Source organism: Rhodococcoides sp. S146-33 (genome assembly GCF_059489205.1).
On record NZ_JCAJWY010000001.1, the window covers coordinates 1355803 to 1380716 of the forward strand.

Genomic DNA, 24914 nt, shown 5'->3' on the forward strand with positions numbered 1-24914 from the left:
GCTAGCCAGTGAGCTCGTCCGCAGCTGCCACCGCCATTGCAATTGCGGATTCACAATCATCCGTCTGTACGGAGAGAGTGGGGACAGTACGGGCGTATCTTGTGGCAGCGTCGTCCTTTTCGGGCATGCCGAGCACCGGGTTGCCCAGCACGATGTCCGCGAAGCACGCCGAATCGGAACCGCGCGTCTCGACGGTGTAGCCGCCCTGCTCGACGGTGTTGCGGTCATTCGAGCGCATGCCACTGTCGACGTAGGCAAGCGTGACGTCGAGCATCATGAGGTTGTCCTCGAATGCCGACGAGGACGCCAGGAAGTGACAGTGGTACGGATCGGAGGCTGGGTTCCATCGGTCAACCTCCCAGGTTGCCGGCAAGTGCGCGAGGACGCCGCACGGATCCTTCGAAGCCAGCGGGAGGTTGTACTTGGAATCGACACGCAGGGGTGGGTCGGTCAGCAAGCCGAGAGCCGTCTCGGCGATGGATTTCGTTGCGGTGCAGGCGTCGTCGTCCGCGCGATAGACGTCGATCATGGCGAAGCTGCGGCCCGACTCGGTGAGCAGGCCCTCCATGGGTCCGGAGGTCGATCCGTCGAACTCGTCGCGGATGGGAAAACTCAGTCGGCACGCTCCTTCCGAAATCTCGTTGAGGTACACCTGTTCGCCTCCGATGGTGAGCTGCTCGAGGTCGGGGTCGTCGTTCGTCGGCGCGAGTCCGTCCAGTTCGATCGTGACGGAGTCGGTGACGGTTGATCGTTCGGTGGCAAGGTCGGCAGTGCACGTACTGAGCTCGCCGTCGGGCCGCAGTTGTACCACTGTGCCCAGGGCAGCGAGATCGCCTTCGGTGAGGAAGCCGCACGGGTCCAGGCTGCGTACGAACTCGGCCGATTCGGCAAGGTACCGGTCTGCCTCCGACATCTCGAACCCGTACTTGCTCTGGGACGACGAACTACCGGCAGGCGAACTGCCGGGGGGTGACGAATTGAGGGCTGGTAACGCGCTGCCCACCAATACCGCCGCACATCCGCTGGTCGAGAACGCCACCGTCAGCGACACCGCCGCGAGCATCCAATTTCTACGCACTGTTTTCCCCCGAACTCGAACCGACCGATCATGGGGTTGGACGCGCGGGGGCTCGAAATGGTTTCAGTCGGGAGTGGAGCCTGCGGAATGACCCAAATTAGTCTCCGGATAGTTCGTCTTCGACTCGATCGGCGGCGACGACGGGATCCTCGTGTTCCCAGATACGCACCACGCGCCAGCCCTCGTCGATCAATCGTCGGTCGGTGTCGCGATCCCGCGCGACGTTGGCCGCCAATTTGTCGGCCCACCACTGAGCGTTGTTGCGGGGCTTGGTGGCATGTATCGGGCAGCTGTGCCAGAAGCACCCATCGACGTACACCGCGACTTTGCGCCTGGGGAACACCAGATCTGCTCGACGCCGCATACCCTTCAGCGGAGCGCGATCGACGAAATACCGCAGACCCCTGCCGTGCAGTGCTCGCCGCAGGGCCACCTCGGGTTTGGTGTCGCGGCGCTTCTGTTTGCTCAGCCGGGCGCTGGTTTTGGCGTCGGTGACGGGGCGGTCGGCGCTCACACCGGAACTCGCTCGGCGTAACCGCCCATGCGCTCGAGGTGGGCGTCGAGATCATCGAGGAATCCCGGAGCGAAACGGAGGCTACCGGCCCGGGCGCGCTTGAGGAATCCGGCAGTTGCGCGCGCGGAGAGCAGCTTCGAATCGTCCAGAAAGCCAGCCAGGTCCTCGTACGGCTCGTGCACCGGCATGGTCGAGATCGTCACCTTGTACGTCGTCCGGTCGCGTCCCCAGGCCGCAGTCGGCCAGGCCTGGCCAGGTAGAACAGCCACATCGTTGGAGGCGTCGTAGGGCTTCGGATCGTCCAGAGCCTGCGCAGCCCACGACGCCATGCGGACACTGACGGCATTGCCGACGAGCTTCCAGCGATGTCCACTCCGGACCCCGGGTTCCTGGACGGCGGGCAGCGTCCACTCCGGATCGAATCCCTGCAGACGCTCGGCCCCGATGATCCCGGGAGTGACGATCTCCCCTGACGGCAGGCGAACCGCCGGGGGACTGGCGATGCCCAGCGAGGATCCGCCCTTGAGCGTCGGCACCGCGTTGACGGCCCAGCCCAGTCCGCGGATTCCCTCGGTCCAGTAGAACCCGCACGGCTGGGTGCTCGGATCGCCGTCGGGCAACGGACCGGCATCCTGGGAGAACAGCACCTCGCGTGGATCGTCGGTGCGCGAGGCCAGCATCACCACCCGCTGCCGGCGTTGCGGCAACCCGAACGCTCGGGCGTCGACGACGCGGTAGGCCCACATGTAACCGAGATCTTCGAGTGCGTCGGTGATGTGCCGCATGGCTGCGCCGCGGCCGAGTTGCAGCATGAACGGCACGTTCTCGATCAGCAGCCAGCGTGGGCCTTTGCGGCGCGAGACCAACCGAAAGACCTCGTCGACCAGGCCGGATCGGGCACCGGTGATGCCTGCGGTGCGTCCTGCCTGGGAGAGGTCCTGGCATGGGAAGCCCGCTGCTACCAGTTCGGTGTCGGCGGGCAGGCTTCGGAGCGTGGTGACGTCGCTGTGCAGGGGGACGTCGGGCATGCGGGCGGTGAGGACGGCTTGGGCTCCGGGATCGACCTCGCACAGCAACTGCGTCGACCAGCCCGCCTCGGCCAGACTGAGCTCGAGCCCGCCGATCCCCGCGAACAACCCGACCATCGACCGTGTGCTCACGTATGCCCTTCTCTCTCCCGACGGTCCTACGGTACTCGAGCGGTTGCACTTGACCTCGACCATGCTCGAGGTTTCACACTGGAATGCACGCGGCCGAAAATCGGTTGGAAACTGAGCCTGTGCAATGAAATCATTCGAGCACAGCAATAAGGAGAACAACTGTGTCCACGGGTGTGCTCGATCCCGAAGCCAGAACTGTCGATCAGCCATACCCTGACACGGCGAAGGCACCGAGCTCGCTGCAGCGTTTCGCGCCGTTTCTGGCCCCGTACAAGTGGTTCTACATCGGCTCGATCGTGGTCTCGCTCATCGCGACTCTGACCGGTCTGGTCATTCCTCTGGTGATTCAGCGCGTCATCGACGGCCCCATCCCCGACCGGGACTTCTCGGCGGTGTGGTGGCCCGCAGCGTTGATCCTGCTGTTGGGCACCATCGACGCGGCCGGAATCTGGGTGCGTCGGTATCTGGTGTCGAGGCCGTCGAGTCAGTTCGAGATCACTGCTCGCGCAACAGTATTCGACAAATTGCAGCGGCTCTCGGTTGCGGCGCACGAAAGTTGGGAATCGGGTCAGCTACTCTCGCGCGCCATCGCCGATCTCGGTTCGCTGCGCCGGTTCATGGCCTTCATCGGGCCGTTCATCATCATCAACGCCGTCACGCTCGTGGTGGGTATCGGTGTATTGCTGGTCCAGTCCTGGCAATTGGGGCTGATCATGCTGGTGACATCGGTGCCGCTGGTGATCGCCTGCACCAAGTTCGAGACGCTGTACCGCGTCGTCGCGCGCGACGCTCAGGATCAGGCGGGCGATGTGACGACGACGGTCGAGGAATCGATCCAGGGCATTCGCGTCCTGAAGGCCTTCGGTCGAAGTGCGCACCTGGGCAAGCAGTTTCTTCGGCAGGCTCGTACTCTGCGCGGGACCGAGCTGAAGAAGGTGCGCTACCTCGCGATCATCTGGGCCGTCATCGTCGGATTGCAACCGATCACCATCGGCGCGATTCTGGCCGTGGGGACGTACTCGATCGTGCAGGGCACGATGACGGTGGGCACGCTCGTCGCTGCCATCGCCATCGTCACGTTCCTGTTGTGGCCGATCGAGTCGTTCGGCTACCTGCTGGCCGAACTGAACAATGCACGTACGGCAGCGGATCGGTACTGGGAGATCATGGACACTCCCGAGACCGTCACCGATCCGGACAATCCCGTCGAATTGCCCCAAAGAATCCGTGGCCGAGTGCAATTCGACCGCGTCGGTTTCACCTTTCCCGACGCGTCCTCGCCGCTGCTCACCGATGTCAGCTTTGTCATCGAGCCGGGGGAAACCGTGGCGCTCGTCGGTAACACCGGCAGCGGCAAGACTGCACTGACCAACCTGGTTCCTCGGCTCTTCGACGTCACCGAGGGGTCCATCACGATCGACGGTATCGATGTGGCGTCGATGCGGTTGTCGGACCTGCGTTCCATCGTGTCGGTGGCCTTCGAGGATCCGGTGCTGTTCTCGGCCAGTGCGCGCGAGAACATCGCGCTCGGTTCTCCCGGTGCCTCCGATGCCGAGATTGCCGAGGCGTTGGAGATTGCGCACGCAACGGATTTCGTCGAGCAACTGCCGTGGGGTCTGGCCACTCGCATCGGCGAGCAGGGCATGAGCCTGTCCGGCGGACAGCGGCAACGGCTCGCGTTGGCGCGTGCGGTGCTGGGCAAGCCACGGGTGCTCGTGCTCGACGACCCACTGTCCGCGCTCGACGTGGACACCGAAGCGAAAGTGCAGAAGGAGCTCAGGCGCGTGTTGGCGCATTCGACGACAGTGCTGGTGGCACACCGGCCGTCGACCGCTGCGTTGGCCGACCGCGTGCTCTATCTGGAGAACGGAACGATTGTGGAGCAGGGAACACACGAGGGACTGTTGGCGTCGTCGCCGCGGTACCGCGAGGTGATGGGGTCGATTCATGAGTGATCAGACCGCAGCTGCGGATTGGCGGGGCGTCGGCGGAGAGGAATCCGAGGTCGACGCCACCGGAAACCTGGTGCTGGCCGGACGTTCTCGTCGCTTGCTCGCATCGCTGGTGCGTCCGTACAAGAAGCAGGCCCTGCTGTCGTTCCTGATCATCCTGGTCGACAACATCACCTACGTGGCGGGCCCACTGTTCATCGCCTATGCACTCGACAACGGCGTCGGCGCTGCGGGGCAGGGTGATTGGGGTCCACTGCTGTGGGCCGTGGGCGGATACACCGGCTTCGGTCTGCTCGGCATGTTCACCACCTACGCGTTTCTCACCGTCTCGGGTCTGCTGAGCCAGAACATCCTGTACGACCTGCGCGGCCGAGTGTTCGATCATGCGCAGAAACTGAGCCTGTCGTTCCACGAGAAGTACACCTCGGGACGATTGATCTCGCGGCTGACCAGCGACGTCGAGTCGCTGCAGACCTTGCTCGAGAGTGCGCTCAACGATGCGTTGACGGCCATCCTGTCGATGGTGTCGATCGCGATCATCCTGGTGTATCTCGACGTTCCGATGGCGTTGATCGTGCTGGCCGGCTTCGTTCCGCTGGTGCTCGTCACGCGGTGGTCGCAGCGGCGACAACGTCAGGGATACCGTCGAACACGGGTGGCGATCGCGCGCGTCGTGGTCCACTTCGTGGAGTCGATGGGCGGAATCCGTGCCGTGCAGGTCTTCCGGCGTGAGGGCCGCAACGACGCGATCCTCGAGACCGAGGACTCGGAGTATCGCGACGCCACCACCGCAGCCTTGCGCGGCATGGCGAGTTACACCGGCATCGTGCGCTGGATCGGCAACGTCACGCTCGCGATCATCCTGGTGTTCGGTAGCTGGCGAGTGATCAACGGCCACATGGACATCGGCGTGCTCGCGGCCTACGTGCTGTATCTCCGCCGGTTCTACGGGCCCCTCGACGAGCTGGCAATGGTGTTCAACGCCTACCAGTCCGCCGCGGCTGCGCTGGAGAAGATCTCCGGTGTGCTCGAGGAGGAACCGTCGGTTGTCGCGCCGAAGAATCCGGTGAAGATCGGAACGGTCAAGGGCGACATAACGTTCGACGACGTGCATTTCTCCTACGGGTCCGAGCGCGTCGTGCTGCCGGAGTTCTCGTTGCACGTGCCCGCAGGTCAGGTGGTCGCGATGGTCGGGGCCACCGGGGCCGGAAAGTCGACACTGGCAAAGCTGTTGTCGCGCTTCTACGATCCGACTGCCGGAGCCGTACGACTCGACGGCATCGACATGCGGCAGATCAGCGACGAGGACCTACGCCGCAACGTCGTCATGGTGACGCAGGAGTCGTTCCTGTTCTCGGGTTCGGTGGCGGACAACATCCGTCTCGGACGCCCGACGGCGAGCGACGCGGACGTGCGCGCTGCTGCCGACGCCGTCGGACTGACCGAGTTCATCGCGTCGCTGCCGGACGGTATCGACACCGACGTACGCAAGCGCGGTGGCCGATTGTCCTCGGGTCAAAGGCAATTGGTGGCCTTCGCGCGGGTGTTCCTCGCCGCGCCGTCGGTGATCGTGCTCGACGAGGCGACATCGAGTCTGGACATCCCGAGTGAGCGGCTGGTGCAGCGTGCGCTCGAGACCATCCTCCAGGGGCGAACGGCGCTGATCATCGCGCACCGCCTGTCGACGGTGGCCATCGCCGATCGCGTTCTGGTCATGTCCGACGGCGACATCGTCGAGGACGGAACTCCCGAGGATCTCATCGCGGGAGAGGGACGCTTTGCGCACCTGCACGAGGCGTGGGAAGACTCGCTGGTCTGATTTGCGTAACGCGTCGCCGGTCCCCGGCGAAATGACCTGTATGAGAAGAACATTTGTAGCGGCAACACGAGTTGCCACGGTCGTCGTCTCAGGTCTGGCCTTTACCGCAATCATCGGCGCAGGCGTTTCCCATGCGGACACTCAGGATTGCTCGATCTCCCACGATTCCTTCGGCGCGTCGGCAACATGTCAGGACGCCAATGCTCCTGCGGGTAGGGAGTACATCCTGATCACCGAGTGTTGGGGTTTTCACTTCGTCCCCAATCGCTTCCCGATCCCGTCGGTCGGGCCCTACACCTCGTCGAGCCGATCCTTCGTGCCGACAGGGCAGGCGTCGGGCAACTGTGGTTCGAGCTGGGGTCAACCCACGTCGACCCTCGGTGTGGTCACCGGTGCCCACGTGGAGATCTACCGCCAGTGAAGTTCGCCTCGTGACCGGGTGATCATGTCCATGGGGTGATCGGCGGCTTGACCCACATGATCTTCTCGTCGGTGTGCTGTGGCGTCGCACCATCGTGACCGGGGTGTTCGGCCGCCCACGCAGTTTTACGGTCGAGCAGCTCGGCCACGATGGTCCAGGTTTCCATCGTGCTCGGTGGGTGCAGGTCGGCGGCGCGGGCAAGTTTTCTGCGCACGGCGTCGGTGAGGTCGAGGAGTTCGGCACCGGTGATGCCGCGATCCCAGACGTAGCGCGCCAAAGCCGTCGCCTTGTCCTGTCGACTCTTCGCGGCCTGTTCGGAATGTGCGAAATCGAACTGCCCGCCGCCTGCGTTCTCTGTCGTCACGTTCATCACCTTAAGTAATGTGCAGTAAAAGGCACGTCCGCTTGTTCTCGAGGGGGGCTCGTCGCCTACCGTAGGTGGGTGATCACTCAAGCATCGGGTGCAGAGCACGCCTCCGTCCCCGCAACCGACACCATCGACGCGAAAACCTGGCCTTCGATTCTGACGTGGCGAGCGCATGACGTCCCCCGCATGGAGTCCGTGCGCGTTCAGCTCTCCGGCAACCGAATCAAGGCTGCCGGACGCATCATCGGTGCCGCGTGCAGTGATCATCCCGCGTTCAGCGCCTCCTACGACCTGGTGACCGACGAGTACGGCGTCACCAAGCGGCTGTCGGTGCGCACCTCTCTCGCGTCCGGTGACCGGCAGGCGTCCGTCAGTCGAGACGACGAGGGCTACTGGATGGTGGAGAACAGTGCCAGCCATCAGCGCTCGACCTACAGCGGCGCGCTCGACGTCGACATGGTGCTCAGCCCGTTCTTCAACACGCTGCCGATCCGTCGATTCGGTCTGCACACCCAGGTCCAGGACCTCGAAGTGCCGACGGTGTACGTCAATCTCCTCGACCTCAGCATCCAAGAGGCCACGCTGACCTACAGCAGCGGTTCCGAGGGCATCCACGTCATCTCGCCGGTGTCGACGTCGTCCGTCACGGTCGATGCCGAAGGATTCGTTCTCGATTACCCCGGACTGGCCGAACGGATCTGACGTACGACGCCACCGCGTCGACCCGCGTTCTGCAGTTCTTCTCGCCACCCCGGCTCGCCTGGAGTGATGTCGGTGATCTCGAAGCGCTGATGCTGCTCGTACTGCAGGCGCGCTGCGTTTCCGGCGTCGACGAGCGTTTTCGTCGAGTTCTGGTCAAGTTCTTCTCGGGCTTGGGTGAGTGCGGCCAGTGCCTCGTCGAGCGCGGTCCTCAGCGCGGCAGCGTTGCCCTCGGTCATCGCGCGGACGAGATGCGGCGACGACGACGCCACCCGAGTCCCGTCCCGGAACGAGCCCGCAGCCAGGCCCAACGCCAACGGCCCGCCGGCAGCTCCCACGATTGCCAGCGCCTCGGCCAGCAGATGCGGCAGATGGGAGATCCGGGCGACGGCGCGATCGTGTTCGACGCTCTCGGCCGGCACCACCACCGAACCGCAATCCAACGCGAGCCGGGCCACGCGGACCCACACCTCCGCGTCGACTCCAGGGTCCGTGGACACCACCCACACCGCGTCGGCGAACAGGGTGGGATCGGTGGCAGCCCATCCCGAATGATTGGTGCCCGCCATCGGATGCCCACCGACATAGCGCGCCTGCAATCCGCGGGCAGTCACAGCGGCCGCGACCTCGGCCTTGACGCTGACCACATCGGTGATCGGGGCACCGGGGGCATGTTCCGCGACGGCAGCCAGAACGGAGTCCACGGCAGGCATCGGAACGGCGATGACGATCAGTGCATCTTCATCGGATGCCCTGGTCAAAGCGGCTGTCAGGTCGGTACCGACGTCGTATCCGTCGGCGGTAGCACCGGCGATCGCGTCGGCCGATCGGTTCCACCCCCATGCCCGACGGCCGGCACCGTGGGCCGCACGCAGAATCGACCCACCGATCAGTCCGAGACCGAGAACGCACACCGAGGAAGAAGTCACCCGATCAGATTGGCACAGGTGGGTGCCGTCGGCGGGAGGTGGACTTCGAATACCGACCCATACCGGACTACCGTTGCGCGCATGGCCGCACAGCGCGCGAAAGACAATCGCGCATCCGCATCGGAGTACGACGACCTCGAAGGATTCGGCGTTGCAGTTGTCCGAGAGGACGGCAAGTGGACCGTGACGCCGCTGTCCGACGATGCCCTGACCAGCCTGTCGGCGGCAGAGACCGAATTGCGTGAACTACGCAGCTCGGGCGCCGTGTTCGGGCTGCTCGACGTGGACGAGGAATTCTTCGTGATCCTGCGTCCGGCACCGAACGGCACGCGCCTGCTGCTGTCCGACGCGGTCGCCGCAGTGGACTACGAAATTGCCGCGGACGTTCTCGATGCGTTGAACATCGAGATCCCCGACGTCGACCCCGACGAGCTCGACGACATCGAGCCCTACGAAGAAGGCGACCTCGCCCTGCTCGCCGACCTCGGACTACCCGAGGCCGTGCTGGGCATCATCGTCGCCGAGACCGACGACTACCCTGACGAGCAGCTGCAATCCATTGCCGAACGACTGGGCTTCGAGGACGAATTCGCCGCCGCGGTGAGCAAGCTGCGGCGCTGACCGATGGTGGTATCCGACGCGGACATGATCCGCGCAGCCCTCTCGGCCGCCGCCGAGGCATCGGATGCCGATGTACCCGTCGGAGCCGTCGTGTTCGACGCCTCCGGACGTGAGATCGCCCGGGCCTGCAACGCGCGGGAGGCGTCGGGCGACCCCACCGGCCATGCGGAAGTTCTGGCGTTGCGTCGAGCGGCTGCCGTCCACGGTGACGGTTGGCGACTCGAAGGCTGCACCCTGGCCGTGACGCTGGAACCCTGCACGATGTGCGCTGGAGCGTTGGTGCTGGCCCGCGTCGAAGCCGTGGTGTTCGGAGCGTGGGAACCGAAGACCGGCGCTGTCGGATCGTTGTGGGACGTCGTGCGGGATCGTCGGCTGACGCATCGACCCAAGGTTCGCGGGGGAGTGTTGGAAGCGGAATGCGCCGACGTGTTGACTCGTTTCTTCGCTCGGCAGAGATAACGATCTCGTCACACGCTGGCCCCGACGTCCAATGTTGTGGATGGTGGAGGGCAGAGCGCGACGCTGCGCTCCGAACTTGCGAAGGAGACACTCATGGGACTCGGCGACAAGATCTCGAACAAGACCGAAGACCTCGGCGGCAAGGCGAAAGAAGCCGCAGGTTCGGCCACCGGAGACAAAGACCTCGAAGCAGAGGGCAAGGGCGACCAGACCTCGGCAGCATTCAAGGACGGTGCCGAGAAGGTCAAGGACGCAGCCTCGAACATCAAGGACAAGCTCACCGGCAAGTAGCCTGAGCAGGCGATTTAGCCTTAGGGCCGCATTCCGGTACAGTTTTCTGCGGTGGCGTGTCCGAGCGGCCTAAGGAGCACGCCTCGAAAGCGTGTGAGGGTTCACCCCCTCCGAGGGTTCAAATCCCTCCGCCACCGCCATAGCTCCCCACCCGATCCGTCGGGTGGGGAGTTTTTTCTGTGCTGGGTGGAATCCGGTCTGCGGGGTGTTGGTGTGCGGCCGGGTTGGTTCAGCCGCAAACGCGCGCACATTCGCCAGACGCGGTCGGATTCGCTGCCTAGACCGCGCGCCTATGGCAAACGCGCGCGCGTTTGCGGGATCACCGGGACCGGGGATGCCGAACCCCCAGCGACTCAGACGCTCAGCATTGCCCCGCACCGGCGGCGTCGAGTCCGCGCAGAATTTCGTTCTGATCAGCGGGCGGCACGGTGTTCCAACTCGGTGCGGTGGTCATTTCGGTGCGCAGACCCTCGACCGACTTGGCACGATCGGAGATTCCGGTCTGCTCGAGTGCGTCGATCGACGGCATGAATTGCGTACAGGTCTGCTGGTACAGCGCTTCGCCGGTGACGCCCGAGGTTGGGGCTTCGGGTTCAGCGGCAGGCGGAGCCTCGGGGACCGGTGTGTCGGCAGGGGCCGGCACAGGTGCGTCGGCCGTGGTGCTGGCGGGGACGGTTGTGGAGGCCACAGCAGACGTGGTCGTGCCGGCAGCAGCGGACGTGGTCGATGCGGCATCGGTCGTCGCGTCGTCACCGCAGCCGACGATCGATACGGCCACGATCAGCCCGAGCAGTCCGGTCGCGAGTTTTCGGTTCATCGCAAATGTGTACCACCCAGTGCTCAGAGCAGGGTCTGCGCACGTCCGGTGATGGTGCTCAGTGCCGTCGACCAAGCGAGGTTCTCGGGGTCGAGGAACGCGCCGTGACTGGCCCCGGGCAGTACGACGAGATCGGTGTCGGTGCTCCCCGCTTTGGTCGCTGCATCGACGTAGACGCGGCTCTGATTGACCGACACCGTCTGATCGGCATCACCGTGCAGTGCAGTCAGTGGGACATCGAGGGGGAGATATTCGATGGGCGACGCGATTTTGTAGCGGCCGGGTACCTCGTTCGGCATGCCGCCGAGGAAGACCGGGACGAATTTGTCGTTGCCGAGTGTGGCTGCCCTCTTCATGTCGAATACGCCGGCCATGATGGTGGCGCTACGCGGCTTGACCTTGGGTTCCGCTCCCGGCGCGTCGACGGGCATCAGGTGTCGAGCGGCCACCCAGGCGGCGAGCTGCCCGCCGGCGGAGTGTCCGGCGATGTGGACGCGATCGAGATCGAGCCTCCCGCCGGCTGCGTCCTGTACGACGGTTGCCAAAGCCTCGGTGGCGTCGTCGACGTCGGAGAGAGTGTTGGCCCAGTTGTCCGGGCCACGCCGATATTCGACGTTCCAGACGGCGATGCCTTCGTTTGCGATGGCTGTCGACATCTGTTGGAAGTACGACAGGTCGAGGTCTTCCTGCCATCCGCCGCCGTGAATCATCACCACGACAGGGAGCGAGGTGGCGATGTTGTCGGGCAGGTACAGATCGCCGATGTTGTCCGGCTGGTATCCGTATTTCACTCGGACAGGGTTGCCGGCTGGACCCGAGACTGGTTGCAGTGCAGCAGAATACGTCTCGGCGGTACTCGGCGACGAGTCGGTGTCGGTGGAGCTGCAGCCGACCAGTGTCACCGCGAGCACGCCGGAGAGGAAGTGACGGCGATTCACGCGCTCCGATCCGTCCAATCGAGCAGTTGGGTGAGCGGCCAGGTGTTGATCACTCGCTCCGCGGGCACACCGCGGGCCTCGGCGCGGATGCAGCCGTATCCCTGCCAGTCGAGTTGGCCGGGTGCGTGCGCATCGGTGTCGATGGAGAACAGGCACTCGCGTTCGAGGGCGATGTCGATGAGGCGCTCGGGTGGATCCTGTCGTTCGGGTCTGGCGTTGATCTCCACCGCGGTACCGAATTGTCGGCAGCCCTCGAAGACCACGGGTGCGTCGAACGTCGATTCGGGTCTGGTGCCGCGACCGCCCTCGACGAGCCGCCCGGTGCAGTGGCCGAGGACGTCGACGTGCGGGTTCGCGATGGCGGTGACCATGCGCTTGGTCATGGCCTTCGAGTCGGCGCGCAGATTCGAGTGGACGCTCGCCACCACTACGTCCAGTTCGGCGAGCAGGCCCTCGTCCTGGTCGAGTGACCCGTCGTCCAGGATGTCGACCTCTATTCCGGTGAGGATGCGGAACGGTGCGAGACGTTCGTTCAACTCGGCGACGATGTCGAGTTGGGCGCGCAGACGCTCGGCGGTGAGGCCGTTCGCGACCTTGAGGCGCGGGGAATGATCGGTGAGGGCGCAGTATTCGTGGCCCAGCCGGGCAGCGGTGCGCATCATCTCCTCGATGGGGCTACCGCCGTCGGACCAATTGGAATGGGTGTGCAGATCACCTTTGAGCGCGGCGCGAAGGTCGTTGTTGCCGATGGGTTCGGCAGCGTTTCTCTGCTCGGCGAGATAATCCGGGACGTCCTGCGTCAGAGCCTGACGAATGATCAGCGAGGTCTTGGCTCCGATGCCGGCCAGTGAGGACCAGCTGTCGGCCTTTTCGTGCTCGGATCGCTGTGCAGTACTGAGGGATTCGACGACATCCGCGGCTCGGCGATACGCCTTGACGCGATGGGTGTCCGAGCGTGACCGCTCGAGCCAGTATCCGATCTCTCGAAGTGCCTCCACCGGATCCATGCGTTCCATTGTGCCTGTCGGCACCGACACGTGCGCACGGGTAAACGGACAAAACTCTCAGGCAGTTGCCAGGTCTCTCATCCCCCATGGGCTTGAAGCTGCAACTACCATCTGCAGTCATGACCAAGAAATGGTGGATCGTAGGCGTGGTTGTCGTTGTGCTCGTAGCGCTCGGGCTCTACTTCGGCCCCAAGATCTACGCCTCGTTGCAGGAAGACGACGCACCGGCAGCGACGGTATCCACGTCCGGTGCCCAAGCGGCCACCGTCGTGGACATCAATGGACGGTGGATCGTCACCCCGGGTGACGAGACCAACACCACGGCCGCGGGCTATACCGTCGACGAACTGCTCAATGGGTCCGATGTGACGGTGGTCGGATCGACGACCGAGGTGGCCGGCAATGTGACCATCGCCGACGACACTCTGACCGAAGGGCAGATCGTGGTCCTGACGAACTCGATCAGCACTGACAGCGACCGCCGCGACAGCCAATTCCGTGGAAACATCTTCGACACCGCCACCTATCCGACGGCAACCTTCTCGATCGACTCCCCGATCGACCTGTCGGATCTGCCCAAGGACGGCACCACCGAAACCGTCACGGCCGAAGGCACATTGACGCTCAAGGATCAGACACGTCCGGTCTCGGTCGAGATGGAGGTGCTCCTGTCCGGGGACACCCTCATCGCGTCGGGTGCCATTCCGACGACGTGGACCGACTACGAGATCGAGCCGCCATCGCTCGGCTTCGTCACGGTGGATCCGTCCGGGACCATCGATTTCCTGATCAATCTGAATCGGCAGTAGCGCGTTCTCGCGGTTCGGTCGGCGTCCAGCCCGGCGGCCCGACGAGGTATCCGACGCGTTCCTTCCATGACCGCGAAGCCGCGACATCCCGTGCGATGTTGCGGTATTCGTGTGTCTGGAGGGTCCAGATGTTGAACGTGTCGACAGGCTTGGTCAATCCGTAGTTCGGCCGCTCGACCTCCTCGGCGTAGCTGCCGAACAGGCGATCCCAGACGATGAGGATGCCGCCGTAGTTCTTGTCGAGATACTGCGGATCGCGGCCGTGATGAACGCGGTGGTGCGAGGGTGTGTTGAAGACGAACTCGAACGGACGCGGCAGCCTGTCGATGCGCTCGGTGTGCACCCAGAATTGGTAGACGAGGTTGATCGAGAACCCGACGAACACCATCCACGGCGGCATTCCGAGCAGGGGGAGCGGCAGCCACATGATGACCTCGCCGCTGTTGTTCCACTTCTGTCGAAGCGCCGCAGCGAAGTTGAAGTACTCGCTCGAATGGTGGGACTGATGCGTCGCCCAGATGATACGAGTTCGATGCGCGATGCGGTGATACCCGTAGAACAGCAGGTCGACGCCCAGGATCAGAATCACCCAGGTGTACCAGGCGTCGGCGGGGAGGTGCCACGGCGCGACGTAGACATAGACGGCCGTGTAGCCGACCAGTGCCAGCGCCTTCCATGCCGTGGTGGTCGCGATCGACACCAAGCCCATGCTCAGGCTGGCCCGCGCGTCCTTGCCGGAGTAACCGCCGCGTTCACCGTCCTCGAGTTTCGCGGCGGCGATCCATTCGATCGTCAGCAGCAGCGCGAACGCGGGGATGGCCAGCGCGACGGGATCGCGCAGCGGTTCGGGCAGTGCATTCCATGCCGAACCGATCCACTCGCTCATCGAACCTCCCAGCGTGACAGTGAGTGAGTAAGTGTAACGCTGTCGGTGCAGCTTTTCCTACGGCTCGTACCGTGGAGTGGGCGCACCTATTGCCGAGAGAGGGAGTCGGACATGCTGGAGAAGATCACGTCCACGATCGGGCAGGTGGGGGAGTCCGTGCTGGGCGTCGTCGGAATTCGGGTCGGTACCGAGGAGCCGCCGCACACGAGCCGGCGACTGACCGATGCGGTGGAGATCCGTCGTTACGAACCACGCATTGCAGCTCAGACCACTGTCGACGCAGATGAGGACGAGGCACGCCAGGAGGGTTTCCGCCGCCTGGCCCGGTACATTTTCGGTGGAAACGGCGGCAAGCAAAAGGTCGCGATGACCGCTCCCGTCAGTCAGTCGTCCGCAGGCTCGCAGAAGATCGCGATGACGGCCCCCGTGTCGAGCACGCCCGGCAGCGAGGGTTGGGTTGTCCGGTTCTTCATGCCGTCGAAATGGACGATGGACACGTTGCCGAAGCCGGACGACGACCGCGTGACGTTGACGGAAGTTCCGGCGGAGACGGTGGCCGTGCTGCGGTTCAGCGGTGGGCGGGGCCGGGACAACGTCGAACCGCAGATGGCGGCGTTGACCGAAGCATTGCGCGCGCACGACATCGAGATGCTGGGTGAGCCGATGACCTGGTTCTACGATCCGCCCTGGACCTTGCCACCACTGCGTCGCAACGAGGTGGTCGTGGTGGTACCGGAAGGTTCCTGACGGGCAACTGCTCGCTAATTTCCTACCGAAATGATAGGAATTGACGGTGCACATCACGGCCAAAGCTGACTATGCAGTGCGGACGCTCATCGAACTGGCAGCGGTCGGCGGACAGGGTCCTGCGAAAGCCGAGGCGTTGGCCACCGCGCAAGGTATTCCGCACAAGTTTCTCGAATCGGTGCTGTCGGATCTGCGTCGCGCAGACCTCGTCTGCAGCAGGCGGGGGCCCGACGGCGGATATTGGTTGGCGCGCGAGGCGTCGGACATTTCTGTTGCCGATGTGATCAGGGCCGTCGAGGGGCCGCTGGCGTCGGTGCGTGGTCAACGGCCCGAGGATGCCGAGTACGCCGGCCCGGCCGAGCCGCTCACCCGGGTGTGGTTGGCGGTGCGCGTCAATCTGCGCGCGGTGCTCGAGGCGGTGTCGCTCGCCGACATCGTGGACGACGATCTGCCCGGATTTGTGAAAGAGCTGGTCAGCGAGCCGACGGCATGGGCGCGTCGATGACCTGAGTCACACCGAGGGCAATGTGTGGCGAGGTCGACAAGTTTGCACGTCTCTGCAAACTTGCAGAACCGTGCAAGTTCCGTACGTTGGTAATCGTGACTTCCCCGACGGGCCTTCGTGATCTCAAGAAGGCCGCTACCCGCGACGCTCTCGGTCTGGCGGCCGTACGTCTGGGAAAGCTGCACGGCTTCGATGCGGTCACCGCCGACGCGATTGCGCACGAGGCGGGAGTGTCCACCCGTACGTTCCACAACTACTTCTCCAACAAAGAAGAAGCGGTTCTGCACCACATCGAGGTTTCGGCCCTCGAATGGGTCGAGCTCCTGCGCGCTCGGCCGGCGACGGAGCCGATCTGGGATTCGTTGCGGCACATAGCAGTCAACCTTGTCTCCGATCCCGGCAGGGACTTGGAGGACACCTTCGCTGCGGCCCGCCTCATCGAGGCCAACCCCGCATTGATGGCCCGGAAACTCGAAATGCACCACGCGCTGACCCGCAAACTCGGCGAGGCCATTGCCGAGCGGACCGGAACAGGCATCGACACCGACCTGTACCCGAACCTGCTGCAAATGGCCGTCGGTGGTGCCGTGACGTCCGCACTGAACATCTGGATCACCGACCCCGCCGGTGCGTCGACACCGAGGGCCCTGATCGAAGACGCCTTCGACCAACTCCGCGCAGGACTTCCCGAGCCCAAGGGTCATTCCGCAGGCTCCACTCCCGAGCCCAAGGGTCATTCCGCAGGCTCCACTCCCGAACCGCATCCACATCCCCACCCCGACTCGTCCGAACACAACCGAGGAGCTTGACAGTGGCCACCTATCTCTACCGAATCGGAAGATTCGCGTACCGACGCAAGGGCATCGTCCTCGGACTGTGGCTGGCGATTCTGATTGCAGCCGGCGTGGGCGCAGCGACGCTGTCCGCACCGACGGTCAACTCGTTCAGCATTCCGGGCACACCCGCTCAGGCTGCACTCGACCTGCAGAAGGAGCGGTTCGGCGGAGCCGAGGACCCACTGCAGGCGGTCAACGCCGAATACGTCTTCCAGGCACCGAACGGCCAATCGCTCGATACCCCGCAGTACACCTCCGCCATCGACGCCACCATTGCCGAGATCGAGAAGATCGACGCGGCAAAGCCTGCGGAAGGTGCACCGCCACTTGCCAATCCGGTCGCGGCCAACCAGTCGATCGTCGAGCAGTACACCAAGGCGGCCACCGAGGCCGGGACTCCGGCCGACCAGGTAGCTGCCGATGCGGCCGCGACCTCACCGCTGAGCCCCGACGGCAACGTGGGTACCGTCACCGCTCCGATCAACGTCGATCTTGCCGACGTCACCGATCAGATTCGTAGCGATCTCGACGCCGCTGCGCAGCCGGCCCGCGATGCAGGCCTGAACGTCATCTTGGGCGGCACTGTCGCGCAGGAGAACCCGTCGCCCGGTGGTAGTTCGGAGATCGTCGGCCTCGCCGTCGCTGCCATCGTTCTTCTCATCATGTTCGGTTCGGCCGCTGCTGCCAGCTTGCCGCTGATCACCGCGATCGTCGGTATCGGCATCTCGAGCTTGGCGATCACCACAGCCTCCGGCTTCGCGAGCCTGTCTTCGTTCACTCCGATTCTCGCCATCATGATCGGTCTTGCTGTTGCGATCGACTATTCGCTGTTCATCCTGGCGCGTTATCGGCACGAGCTCACACTCACCGACAATCGCGAAGAGGCAGTCGGGCGGGCGGTCGGTACTGCCGGGTCGGCCGTCGTGTTTGCCGGCGCGACCGTGCTCATCGCACTCGTCGCCCTGCGCGTCGTCGGAATCCCGTTCCTGTCGCAGATGGGTCTTGCCGCAGGCTTCGCCGTGTTCGTCGCGGTACTGATCGCCTTGACGTTCCTGCCCGCGATGCTGGGCGTCTACAAGGGCAAGGCATTCGCAGGCAAGCTCAAGTTCGTCAACACCACCGACCCCGAGGACCCGGAGGCCAAGCCCACCAACGGACTCCGCTGGGCCAGGTTCTTGGTCAAGAAACCGATCCTCGGCCTCGTCGGCGGCATCGTGCTCCTCGGCGTCATCGCAGGACCTACCACCGGGTTGTCCCTCGCACTTCCGTCCATCGCCACCTCGGACCCGTCGACGCCAGCCCGTCAGGCATACGACATCACCGAAAACGCGTTCGGGCCGGGACGCAACGGACCGCTGCTCGTCATCGCCGACGCGTCCGGCGTCGCCGAGGCCGATCGCACTGCGTCCTTCGGCAAGGTCATCGACACGATCACCGCGCAATCCGACGTCACGAATGCGCAGATCATCGCCGTCAACCAGGCGGGTGACACGGCTCAGATACTCGTCACCCCGTCTAGCACTCCCAACAGTGACCAGACGAAGGCTCTCGTCACCAACCTCCGCGACGCGGAGAGCGGATTGCAGGAGAGCGCGGGCGTGTCCTACGGAGTGACCGGCGAGACCGCGATCGGGATCGATATCTCGGAGCGGTTGCAGAGTGCGCTGATTCCGTACCTGGCTGTGGTTGTAGGACTCGCGTTCGTGCTGCTGATGCTGGTGTTCCGCTCGATTCTGGTGCCGCTCACCGCGACGGTCGGGTTCCTGCTCAGCGTGCTGGCCACCTTCGGAGCGACGGTGTTCATCTTCCAAGAGGGTGGGCTCGGCCTGATCTCCAACCCGCAGCCGATCGTCAGCTTCATGCCGATCTTCCTCATCGGTGTGGTGTTCGGTCTGGCGATGGACTACCAGGTGTTCCTCGTTTCGCGGATGCGTGAGGAGTTCGTCCACGGCGCCGCCGCCAAGGACGCGGTCGTCAACGGCTTCAAGTACGGCGCACGCGTGGTCACCTCGGCCGCAGTGATCATGATCTCGGTGTTCGCTGCGTTCATCGCCGAGCCGGACTCGTTCATCAAGTCGATCGGCTTCGCGCTTGCGGCTGCGGTCTTCTTCGACGCGTTCGTCGTGCGCATGGTGCTCATTCCGTCGGTGATGGCGCTGATGGGCGACAAGGCCTGGTGGCTGCCGAAGTGGCTGGACAAGATCCTGCCCAACGTCGACATCGAAGGTGCCAAGCTGAAGACGGCTCCGGAGAAGGAATCGGTTCTGCAGGCATGAGCCGGTCGGCCGAAGATTGCCCGCAACACTCGAAAAACGGAGAGACTGTCATCCATGTGTACGAGTAATCTTCGGCCATCATGCTGATTCCGCTGCTGCGGACGTATCTGGCTCCTTACAAGCTGCCGATCGTCGCGCTGATCCTGCTGCAACTCGTCGCGACGTTGGCGGCGCTGTTCCTGCCCAGCCTCAATGCCGACATCATCGACAAGGGCGTCACCACCGGCGATACGGGTTACATCCTCTCCGCCGGCGGCGTGATGCTCCTCGTGTCGGCGGTGCAGATCATCAGTTCCGTGGCCGCGGTATTCATCGGCGCTCGGGCGGCGATGGGCGTCGGACGTGACCTACGCGGTGCAATCCTGCACCGCGTCGGCACGTTCTCGGCTCGTGAGGTCGGCCAGTTCGGTGCGCCGTCGTTGATCACCCGCAACACCAACGACGTCCAGCAGGTGCAGTTGGTGATCGTCATGGGATTCACCATCGTGGTGATGGCACCGATCATGTGCGTCGGTGGCATCATCATGTCGCTGCGCGAGGACCTCGGTCTGTCCTGGATCCTGTTGATCGCGGTGCCCGGTCTGGCGATCTCCATGGGCCTGATCATCATCAAGATGGTGCCGGCCTTCCGCTCGATGCAGAAGCGCATCGACGCGGTCAATCGTGTTCTGCGTGAGCAGATCACCGGAATCCGGGTGGTGCGGGCGTTCGTCCGAGAGGACTTCGAGATCGACCGGTTCGGATCTGCCAACGCCGCGCTCACCGACACGGCATTGCGCGTCGGGCGGCTGATGGCCCTGATGTTCCCGACGGTCATGCTCATCAGCAACGTGACCAGCGTGGCCGTCATCTGGTTCGGTGGCCATGCCATCGATCAGGGCACCATGCAGATCGGCTCTCTCACAGCTCTTCTGAGCTACATCATGCTGATCCTCATGTCGGTGATGATGGCCTCGTTCATCGCGATGATGGTGCCCCGCGCGTCGGTCTGTGCCGATCGCATCAGTGAAGTACTCGCCACCGAATCGTCGGTCGTACTGCCTCTCGAACCAAAGACTTTCGTGTCCTCGCCGGGAACCGTCGAGTTGGTGAACGCCGAATTCTCTTTCCCCGGTGCCGAATATCCGGTGCTGTGTGGAGTGAACCTGAGGGCCGAGGCAGGAAAGGTCACCGCGATCATCGGCGGTACCGGCTCCGGAAAGTCGACGCTCGTCAACCTGATTCCGCGATTGATCGACGTCACCGGCGGCGAGGTACGCGTCGGGGGAGTCGATATCCGTGAACTCGATCTCGATCTGTTGCGTTCCGAAATCGGTTTGATCCCGCAGAAGCCGTATCTGTTCTCGGGCACCATCGCGAGCAATCTGCGGTACGGCAAATCCGACGCCACCGACGCGGAACTGTGGGAGGCACTCGAGATCGCGCAGGGTGCCGACTTCGTTCGCGCCATGCCCGAGGGACTGGAGACGCCCGTCGCACAGGGTGGTACGACGGTTTCCGGTGGTCAGCGTCAACGACTGGCCATCGCCCGTGCGCTCGTACGCAAACCCAGCATCTACCTGTTCGACGACTCGTTCTCCGCACTGGATCTGACGACCGATGCCAATCTGCGTGCGGCACTGAAGCCGGTGACGCGAGATGCGTGCATGATCGTTGTCGCTCAACGCGTCTCGACCATCATCGACGCCGACCAGATACTCGTACTCGACGACGGAAAGCCGGTAGGTGTGGGTACTCACGACCAATTGATGGCCGAGTGCCCCACCTACGCCGAGATCGTCGACTCGCAGCGCGCCGTGGTCGGTGCACTGTGACCGCGCAGGTGGAGAAGACGGAAGAAAAGAAAGACGACGCACCCGTCGCGAAGGCTGTCGTGCCGGGAACCAAGGCCCGTAACTTCAAGGGCTCGTTCAAGCGATTGGTCGGCCTGCTCGCTCCCGAGAAGGTCTTCCTGTCGGTGATGCTGGCCTTCGGTATCGCAAGCACCGTGCTCACCGTTGCCGCGCCGACCGTGCTCGGTCACGCGACCGACCTCATCTTCAACGGCGTCGTCGGCCGCGAGCTGGATCCGGGTCAGTCGAAAGATCAAGCGATCGAGCAGCTACGGGCCGAGGGAAACGATTCCATCGCGGACCTGCTGTCCGGGACGGATGTCACTCCTGGCGCAGGTATCGATTTCGGGGCGGTCGGAACCGTCCTGATGTGGGTATTGGTCCTCTATGTGCTGTCGTCGCTGTTCGCCTGGGCGCAGGGCTACATTCTCAACATCGCCCTGCAGCGCCGAATCCTGTTGCTGCGCGGCAGCGTCGAGGCCAAAGTGCATCGACTGCCGCTGAAGTACTTCGACAACAATGCCCGCGGTGAGACGCTCAGCCGCGTCACCAACGACATCGACAACGTCTCGACCAGCTTGCAGCAGACGCTCAGTCAGTTGATCACCGGCATTCTCACCGTGCTTGGCATCCTCGGCGTGATGATCTGGATCTCGCCGCTGCTGGCTCTCGTTGCGGTGCTGACCATTCCGGCGTCGTTCGCGGTGACCGCCGTCATCGCCAAGCGTTCGCAGCCCCACTTCGTCGCGCAGTGGAAGCACACCGGAAAGCTGAACGCCCAGATCGAGGAGACCTACACCGGTCACGAGATCGTCAAGGCTTTCGGTCGTCAGGAAGAGGTGGAGCGCGAGTTCGGCGAGCGAAACGAAAAGCTCTTCCAGTCCAGCTTCCGCGCCCAGTTCATCTCCGGCATGATCATGCCCGTCATCATGTTCCTGGGGAACATCAACTACGTGGTCATCGCCGTCGTCGGTGGGCTGCGGGTGGCGTCGGGCACGCTCACTCTCGGTGAGGTGCAGGCCTTCATCCAGTACTCGCGTCAGTTCACTCAGCCACTCACGCAGGTCGGTGCGATGGTGAACCTGATCCAGTCCGGTGTCGCCTCCGCCGAGCGCATCTTCGAGGTGCTCGACGCCGAGGAAGAGGATGCCGATCCAGCCGATGCGGTGCGTCCCGTCGAGCGACGGGGTCGCGTCGAATTCGAGAATGTCTCCTTCGGCTACTCGGCCGACCGTCCGTTGATCGAAAATCTGTCGCTGGTAGCCGATCCCGGTCACCTGGTCGCGATCGTCGGTCCCACTGGTGCGGGAAAGACCACACTGGTCAACCTCATCATGCGGTTCTACGAGATCGATTCGGGCCGTATCACTCTCGACGGCGTCGACACCAGGAAGATGACCCGCGAAGAACTTCGCGCTCGCACCGGCATGGTGCTGCAGGACACCTGGTTGTTCGGTGGAACCATCCGCGACAACATCGCGTACGGCGATCCGAGTGCCAGTGAAGAGGAAATCCTCGAGGCTGCGCGGGTGAGCTACGTGGATCGATTCGTGCACTCTCTGCCCGACGGTTACGACACGATCATCGACGAGGAGGGCAACAACGTCAGCGCCGGTGAGAAGCAGCTCATCACCATCGCCCGCGCCTTCCTGGCCAAGCCGTTGATCCTCATCCTCGACGAGGCCACCAGTTCCGTCGACACCCGAACCGAGCTGCTGGTGCAGAAGGCCACCGCCAAATTGCGCAGTGATCGCACCAGTTTTGTTATTGCGCACCGTCTCTCGACCATCCGGGACGCGGACACGATCGTGGTGATGGAGAACGGCAGCATCGTGGAGCAGGGTAATCACGAGGAGCTCCTCGCGGCCAGGGGTGCGTACTTCCGCCTCAATGCGGCTGGAGCGGCTGGAGCGGCTTCGCCGCACGTGCACGGAAATTCGTAGTGGGCTACGAATTTCCGCTCACAAGCGGCGAAGCCGCATACTGACGCGGTGAGTTCTTCCAGTTTCGGCTTCGACATCGGTACCAGGCTCGACGGTGAGCTCGGTCGTACCGGCACCATCCACACCCCGCACGGCGACATCGCCACCCCCGCATTCATCGCGGTGGGCACCAAGGCGACCGTCAAGGCGGTGCTGCCGGAGGCCATGAAGGAGCTCGGCGCGCAGGCGGTGCTCGCCAACGCGTACCACCTGTACCTGCAGCCGGGCTCGGACATCGTCGACGAGGCGGGTGGGCTGGGCAAGTTCATGAACTGGGACGGGCCGACGTTCACCGACAGCGGTGGATTCCAGGTCATGTCGCTCGGCGTCGGGTTCAAGAAGGTCATCTCGATGGACGCCACGCGCGTGCAGTCCGACGACGTCATCGCCGAGGGCAAGGAACGGCTGGCCCACGTCGACGACGACGGCGTGACGTTCAAATCCCATCTCGATGGCTCCAAGCACCGATTCACTCCCGAGGTGTCGATGCAGATTCAGCATCGGCTCGGTGCAGACATCATGTTCGCGTTCGACGAGCTGACGACGCTGATGAATACCCGCGGCTATCAGGAGATGTCGGTCGACCGAACCCAGGCGTGGGCGAAGCGATGCGTCCTCGAGCACGAACGGCTCACCGTCGAGCGCGCCGACAAGCCGTACCAGGCGTTGTTCGGAGTGGTGCAGGGCGCGCAGTACGAGGACCTACGACGCAAGGCCGCACACGACCTCGAAACGATCACCGGCGAAACGGGTAGGGGCTTCGACGGCTACGGGATCGGCGGTGCGCTCGAGAAGCAGAACCTCGGAACCATCACTCGGTGGGTGAACGAAGAACTGCCCGAACACAAGCCGCGGCACATGCTCGGCATCAGCGAGCCGGACGATTTCTTCACCGCCATCGAGAACGGTGCCGACACCTTCGACTGCGTCAATCCCTCACGGGTAGCGCGCAATGCGGCGATCTACGTGCCGACCGGCCGCTTCAACATCAACACCGCCAAGCATCGACGCGACTTCACCCCGATCGACGACAACTGCGACTGCTACACCTGCGCGAACTACACCAAGGCCTATATCCACCACTTGTTCAAGGCCAAGGAAATGCTCGCATCGACACTGTGCACCATCCATAACGAGCGCTTCACGGTCAAGCTGGTCGATGACATCCGAGCCTCGATCGAGCAGGGACGTTTCGCCGAATTCAAGACGGAGTTTCTGGGTCGCTTCTACGCGCCGAAGACTGCGTGAGCCGATCTTCGAGCTCCGAAATTCGCTGTAGCAGTTCCTGTTCCCGCTCGGCAGCCTTGCGCTGGTACACCTCGGACAGATCCGCAAGGTAAGCCGCGTCGTAGCGGGGGATGATGCTGCGGGTGCAGTTCCAATCGAACGCTTCGACGTCGATGACGATGCTGCGCTCGCAGGTAGCGGCGACGGTCAGGTCACCGATCTTCCTCAGTCGGTCCAGTAGTTGGGGATCGTCCGCGGCCTCGACGGTACGTGCCCGGCCGTAGAGCTTGAGGCGTTGACGCAGAGGGTAATTCACGAGAAAAATCGCGACGCGATCGTCATTATCGAGGTTTGCCGCCGTGACGTATTGGTGGTTCCCGGCGAAGTCGGCGAACCCCAACGTCCGATCGTCGAGAACCTGCAGGAAGCCTTTCGGCCCACTTCGATACTGAATGTAGGGCCAGCCCGACTCGGCCACAGTGGCGATCTGGAACTGATCGATCGCACGAATCATGGCCTTCTCGCGAGTGTCGAGAGGCATCGGGCCGTCGTCGGGTCGCTCGGTCTGTGAACCGTAGGCGGTGTAGCTGCCGTCGACCTTCTGCCGCGCGATCGCAGCAGAACCGAACATCAGATGGTGATAGTGGTTGCTCTGCGGCACGGGTGTCAGACTACGACCACCATGGCCTCGCTCCGCATCGTGGCTGATATCGAAGTGTCGGGGGCAACCGCAATAATCTCC

At 63.7% G+C, this 24914-nt stretch carries 24 protein-coding genes, 1 tRNA gene and 1 pseudogene; 16 read left to right on the forward strand and 10 right to left on the reverse strand.

Annotated features, from left to right (window positions below):
* Window position 1: 1 nt before the first annotated feature.
* From AC5WEY_RS06475 to AC5WEY_RS06485, 3 genes are all read right to left on the reverse strand, one after another.
* Window positions 2-1078 carry a hypothetical protein gene (locus AC5WEY_RS06475; RefSeq protein ID WP_495645160.1) on the reverse strand — a complete coding sequence of 359 codons (1077 nt, stop codon included), beginning with the start codon at window positions 1076-1078 and terminating at the stop codon, window positions 2-4.
* Window positions 1079-1175: 97 nt separating this feature from the next.
* On the reverse strand, window positions 1176-1592 hold the full coding sequence (locus AC5WEY_RS06480) for a very short patch repair endonuclease (RefSeq protein WP_495645161.1): 417 nt from the start codon (window positions 1590-1592) through the stop codon (window positions 1176-1178).
* Window positions 1589-2737, reverse strand: a complete 1149-nt coding sequence (locus AC5WEY_RS06485) for a DNA cytosine methyltransferase (RefSeq protein ID WP_495645541.1) — start codon at window positions 2735-2737, stop codon at window positions 1589-1591. Before AC5WEY_RS06485 ends, AC5WEY_RS06480 begins: the two co-directional genes overlap by 4 nt.
* Window positions 2738-2913: 176 nt before the next feature.
* Here AC5WEY_RS06485 and AC5WEY_RS06490 point away from each other — a divergent pair, with 176 nt between their 5' ends.
* The 3 genes from AC5WEY_RS06490 to AC5WEY_RS06500 are packed head-to-tail and all read left to right on the forward strand — an operon-like array spanning window position 2914 to window position 6944.
* Window positions 2914-4707, forward strand: a complete 1794-nt coding sequence (locus AC5WEY_RS06490; protein WP_495645162.1) for an ABC transporter ATP-binding protein — start codon at window positions 2914-2916, stop codon at window positions 4705-4707.
* Window positions 4700-6523, forward strand: a complete 1824-nt coding sequence (locus AC5WEY_RS06495; RefSeq protein ID WP_495645163.1) for an ABC transporter ATP-binding protein — start codon at window positions 4700-4702, stop codon at window positions 6521-6523. The genes AC5WEY_RS06490 and AC5WEY_RS06495 overlap by 8 nt, the downstream gene beginning before the upstream one ends.
* A 40-nt stretch (window positions 6524-6563) precedes the next feature.
* Complete coding sequence (locus AC5WEY_RS06500; RefSeq protein ID WP_495645164.1) at window positions 6564-6944, forward strand: hypothetical protein; 381 nt, start codon at window positions 6564-6566, stop codon at window positions 6942-6944.
* Between the two features lie 22 nt (window positions 6945-6966).
* On the opposite strand, the gene AC5WEY_RS06505 is transcribed toward AC5WEY_RS06500, so the two are convergent.
* Window positions 6967-7308 carry a hypothetical protein gene (locus AC5WEY_RS06505; RefSeq protein WP_495645165.1) on the reverse strand — a complete coding sequence of 114 codons (342 nt, stop codon included), beginning with the start codon at window positions 7306-7308 and terminating at the stop codon, window positions 6967-6969.
* A gap of 189 nt (window positions 7309-7497) precedes the next feature.
* On the opposite strand from AC5WEY_RS06505, the gene AC5WEY_RS06510 reads away from it, so the two are divergent.
* On the forward strand, window positions 7498-8013 hold the full coding sequence (locus AC5WEY_RS06510) for a putative glycolipid-binding domain-containing protein (protein WP_057477115.1): 516 nt from the start codon (window positions 7498-7500) through the stop codon (window positions 8011-8013).
* On the opposite strand, the gene AC5WEY_RS06515 is transcribed toward AC5WEY_RS06510, so the two are convergent.
* On the reverse strand, window positions 7986-8957 hold the full coding sequence (locus AC5WEY_RS06515; protein WP_495645542.1) for a prephenate dehydrogenase: 972 nt from the start codon (window positions 8955-8957) through the stop codon (window positions 7986-7988). The two genes, AC5WEY_RS06510 and AC5WEY_RS06515, sit on opposite strands and share 28 nt — an antisense overlap.
* Before the next feature lie 63 nt (window positions 8958-9020).
* On the opposite strand from AC5WEY_RS06515, the gene AC5WEY_RS06520 reads away from it, so the two are divergent.
* The 4 genes from AC5WEY_RS06520 (at window position 9021) to AC5WEY_RS06535 (ending at window position 10450) form a co-directional block, all read left to right on the forward strand.
* Window positions 9021-9560 carry a tRNA adenosine deaminase-associated protein gene (locus AC5WEY_RS06520; protein WP_057477088.1) on the forward strand — a complete coding sequence of 180 codons (540 nt, stop codon included), beginning with the start codon at window positions 9021-9023 and terminating at the stop codon, window positions 9558-9560.
* 3 nt (window positions 9561-9563) lie between these two features.
* Window positions 9564-10019 (forward strand): nucleoside deaminase, encoded by a 456-nt coding sequence (locus AC5WEY_RS06525; RefSeq protein WP_495645166.1) that lies wholly within the window; start codon window positions 9564-9566, stop codon window positions 10017-10019.
* A gap of 93 nt (window positions 10020-10112) precedes the next feature.
* Window positions 10113-10310, forward strand: a complete 198-nt coding sequence (locus AC5WEY_RS06530; RefSeq protein ID WP_057477116.1) for a CsbD family protein — start codon at window positions 10113-10115, stop codon at window positions 10308-10310.
* A gap of 50 nt (window positions 10311-10360) precedes the next feature.
* Window positions 10361-10450, forward strand: a tRNA-Ser gene (locus tag AC5WEY_RS06535).
* A 221-nt stretch (window positions 10451-10671) separates the two neighbouring features.
* Here AC5WEY_RS06535 and AC5WEY_RS06540 read toward each other — a convergent pair.
* The 3 genes from AC5WEY_RS06540 to AC5WEY_RS06550 are packed head-to-tail and all read right to left on the reverse strand — an operon-like array spanning window position 10672 to window position 13072.
* Window positions 10672-11127 carry a hypothetical protein gene (locus tag AC5WEY_RS06540; protein WP_495645167.1) on the reverse strand — a complete coding sequence of 152 codons (456 nt, stop codon included), beginning with the start codon at window positions 11125-11127 and terminating at the stop codon, window positions 10672-10674.
* Window positions 11128-11150: 23 nt separating this feature from the next.
* Window positions 11151-12065, reverse strand: a complete 915-nt coding sequence (locus AC5WEY_RS06545; RefSeq protein ID WP_495645168.1) for an alpha/beta hydrolase family protein — start codon at window positions 12063-12065, stop codon at window positions 11151-11153.
* On the reverse strand, window positions 12062-13072 hold the full coding sequence (locus AC5WEY_RS06550) for a PHP domain-containing protein (RefSeq protein ID WP_495645169.1): 1011 nt from the start codon (window positions 13070-13072) through the stop codon (window positions 12062-12064). Before AC5WEY_RS06550 ends, AC5WEY_RS06545 begins: the two co-directional genes overlap by 4 nt.
* Before the next feature lie 119 nt (window positions 13073-13191).
* Between AC5WEY_RS06550 and AC5WEY_RS06555 the strand changes: the two genes are divergently transcribed.
* Window positions 13192-13881, forward strand: coding sequence for a YceI family protein (locus AC5WEY_RS06555; protein ID WP_495645170.1), 690 nt, complete (start codon window positions 13192-13194; stop codon window positions 13879-13881).
* On the opposite strand, the gene AC5WEY_RS06560 is transcribed toward AC5WEY_RS06555, so the two are convergent.
* Complete coding sequence (locus AC5WEY_RS06560) at window positions 13862-14767, reverse strand: sterol desaturase family protein (RefSeq protein WP_495645171.1); 906 nt, start codon at window positions 14765-14767, stop codon at window positions 13862-13864. The two genes, AC5WEY_RS06555 and AC5WEY_RS06560, sit on opposite strands and share 20 nt — an antisense overlap.
* 111 nt (window positions 14768-14878) lie before the next feature.
* Between AC5WEY_RS06560 and AC5WEY_RS06565 the strand changes: the two genes are divergently transcribed.
* The 7 genes and pseudogenes from AC5WEY_RS06565 to tgt all read left to right on the forward strand — a co-directional run bounded on the left by AC5WEY_RS06565 (window position 14879) and on the right by tgt (window position 24193).
* A complete protein-coding gene (locus AC5WEY_RS06565; RefSeq protein WP_495645172.1) occupies window positions 14879-15514 on the forward strand; it encodes an SOUL family heme-binding protein in 636 nt (211 codons plus the stop codon).
* 46 nt (window positions 15515-15560) lie between these two features.
* Window positions 15561-16019, forward strand: a complete 459-nt coding sequence (locus AC5WEY_RS06570) for an RrF2 family transcriptional regulator (protein WP_057477252.1) — start codon at window positions 15561-15563, stop codon at window positions 16017-16019.
* Between the two features lie 95 nt (window positions 16020-16114).
* Window positions 16115-16714, forward strand: a pseudogene (locus AC5WEY_RS06575) (acyl-CoA-like ligand-binding transcription factor); the annotation flags it as partial.
* A gap of 116 nt (window positions 16715-16830) precedes the next feature.
* Window positions 16831-19131 carry an MMPL family transporter gene (locus AC5WEY_RS06580; protein WP_057477251.1) on the forward strand — a complete coding sequence of 767 codons (2301 nt, stop codon included), beginning with the start codon at window positions 16831-16833 and terminating at the stop codon, window positions 19129-19131.
* An 80-nt stretch (window positions 19132-19211) separates the two neighbouring features.
* Complete coding sequence (locus AC5WEY_RS06585; protein WP_057477250.1) at window positions 19212-20945, forward strand: ABC transporter ATP-binding protein; 1734 nt, start codon at window positions 19212-19214, stop codon at window positions 20943-20945.
* Window positions 20942-22906 (forward strand): ABC transporter ATP-binding protein, encoded by a 1965-nt coding sequence (locus tag AC5WEY_RS06590; protein WP_495645173.1) that lies wholly within the window; start codon window positions 20942-20944, stop codon window positions 22904-22906. Before AC5WEY_RS06585 ends, AC5WEY_RS06590 begins: the two co-directional genes overlap by 4 nt.
* Before the next feature lie 48 nt (window positions 22907-22954).
* On the forward strand, window positions 22955-24193 hold the full coding sequence (gene tgt / locus AC5WEY_RS06595; protein ID WP_057477248.1) for a tRNA guanosine(34) transglycosylase Tgt: 1239 nt from the start codon (window positions 22955-22957) through the stop codon (window positions 24191-24193).
* Here tgt and AC5WEY_RS06600 read toward each other — a convergent pair.
* Window positions 24147-24803, reverse strand: coding sequence for a pyridoxamine 5'-phosphate oxidase family protein (locus AC5WEY_RS06600; RefSeq protein WP_495645543.1), 657 nt, complete (start codon window positions 24801-24803; stop codon window positions 24147-24149). The two genes, tgt and AC5WEY_RS06600, sit on opposite strands and share 47 nt — an antisense overlap.
* Between the last annotated feature and the right edge of the window lie 111 nt (window positions 24804-24914).

Coding starts and splice junctions, on each gene's coding strand:
- AC5WEY_RS06600 (WP_495645543.1), bottom strand. CDS start 24,803: ATGTTCGGTTCTGCTGCGATCGCGCGGCAGAAGGTCGACGGCAGCTAC.
- AC5WEY_RS06555 (WP_495645170.1), top strand. CDS start 13,192: ATGACCAAGAAATGGTGGATCGTAGGCGTGGTTGTCGTTGTGCTCGTA.
- AC5WEY_RS06525 (WP_495645166.1), top strand. CDS start 9,564: ATGGTGGTATCCGACGCGGACATGATCCGCGCAGCCCTCTCGGCCGCC.
- AC5WEY_RS06560 (WP_495645171.1), bottom strand. CDS start 14,767: ATGAGCGAGTGGATCGGTTCGGCATGGAATGCACTGCCCGAACCGCTG.
- AC5WEY_RS06550 (WP_495645169.1), bottom strand. CDS start 13,072: ATGGATCCGGTGGAGGCACTTCGAGAGATCGGATACTGGCTCGAGCGG.
- AC5WEY_RS06530 (WP_057477116.1), top strand. CDS start 10,113: ATGGGACTCGGCGACAAGATCTCGAACAAGACCGAAGACCTCGGCGGC.
- AC5WEY_RS06510 (WP_057477115.1), top strand. CDS start 7,498: ATGGAGTCCGTGCGCGTTCAGCTCTCCGGCAACCGAATCAAGGCTGCC.
- AC5WEY_RS06520 (WP_057477088.1), top strand. CDS start 9,021: ATGGCCGCACAGCGCGCGAAAGACAATCGCGCATCCGCATCGGAGTAC.
- AC5WEY_RS06565 (WP_495645172.1), top strand. CDS start 14,879: ATGCTGGAGAAGATCACGTCCACGATCGGGCAGGTGGGGGAGTCCGTG.
- AC5WEY_RS06540 (WP_495645167.1), bottom strand. CDS start 11,127: ATGAACCGAAAACTCGCGACCGGACTGCTCGGGCTGATCGTGGCCGTA.
- AC5WEY_RS06495 (WP_495645163.1), top strand. CDS start 4,700: ATGAGTGATCAGACCGCAGCTGCGGATTGGCGGGGCGTCGGCGGAGAG.
- AC5WEY_RS06485 (WP_495645541.1), bottom strand. CDS start 2,737: ATGGTCGGGTTGTTCGCGGGGATCGGCGGGCTCGAGCTCAGTCTGGCC.
- AC5WEY_RS06585 (WP_057477250.1), top strand. CDS start 19,212: ATGCTGATTCCGCTGCTGCGGACGTATCTGGCTCCTTACAAGCTGCCG.
- AC5WEY_RS06500 (WP_495645164.1), top strand. CDS start 6,564: ATGAGAAGAACATTTGTAGCGGCAACACGAGTTGCCACGGTCGTCGTC.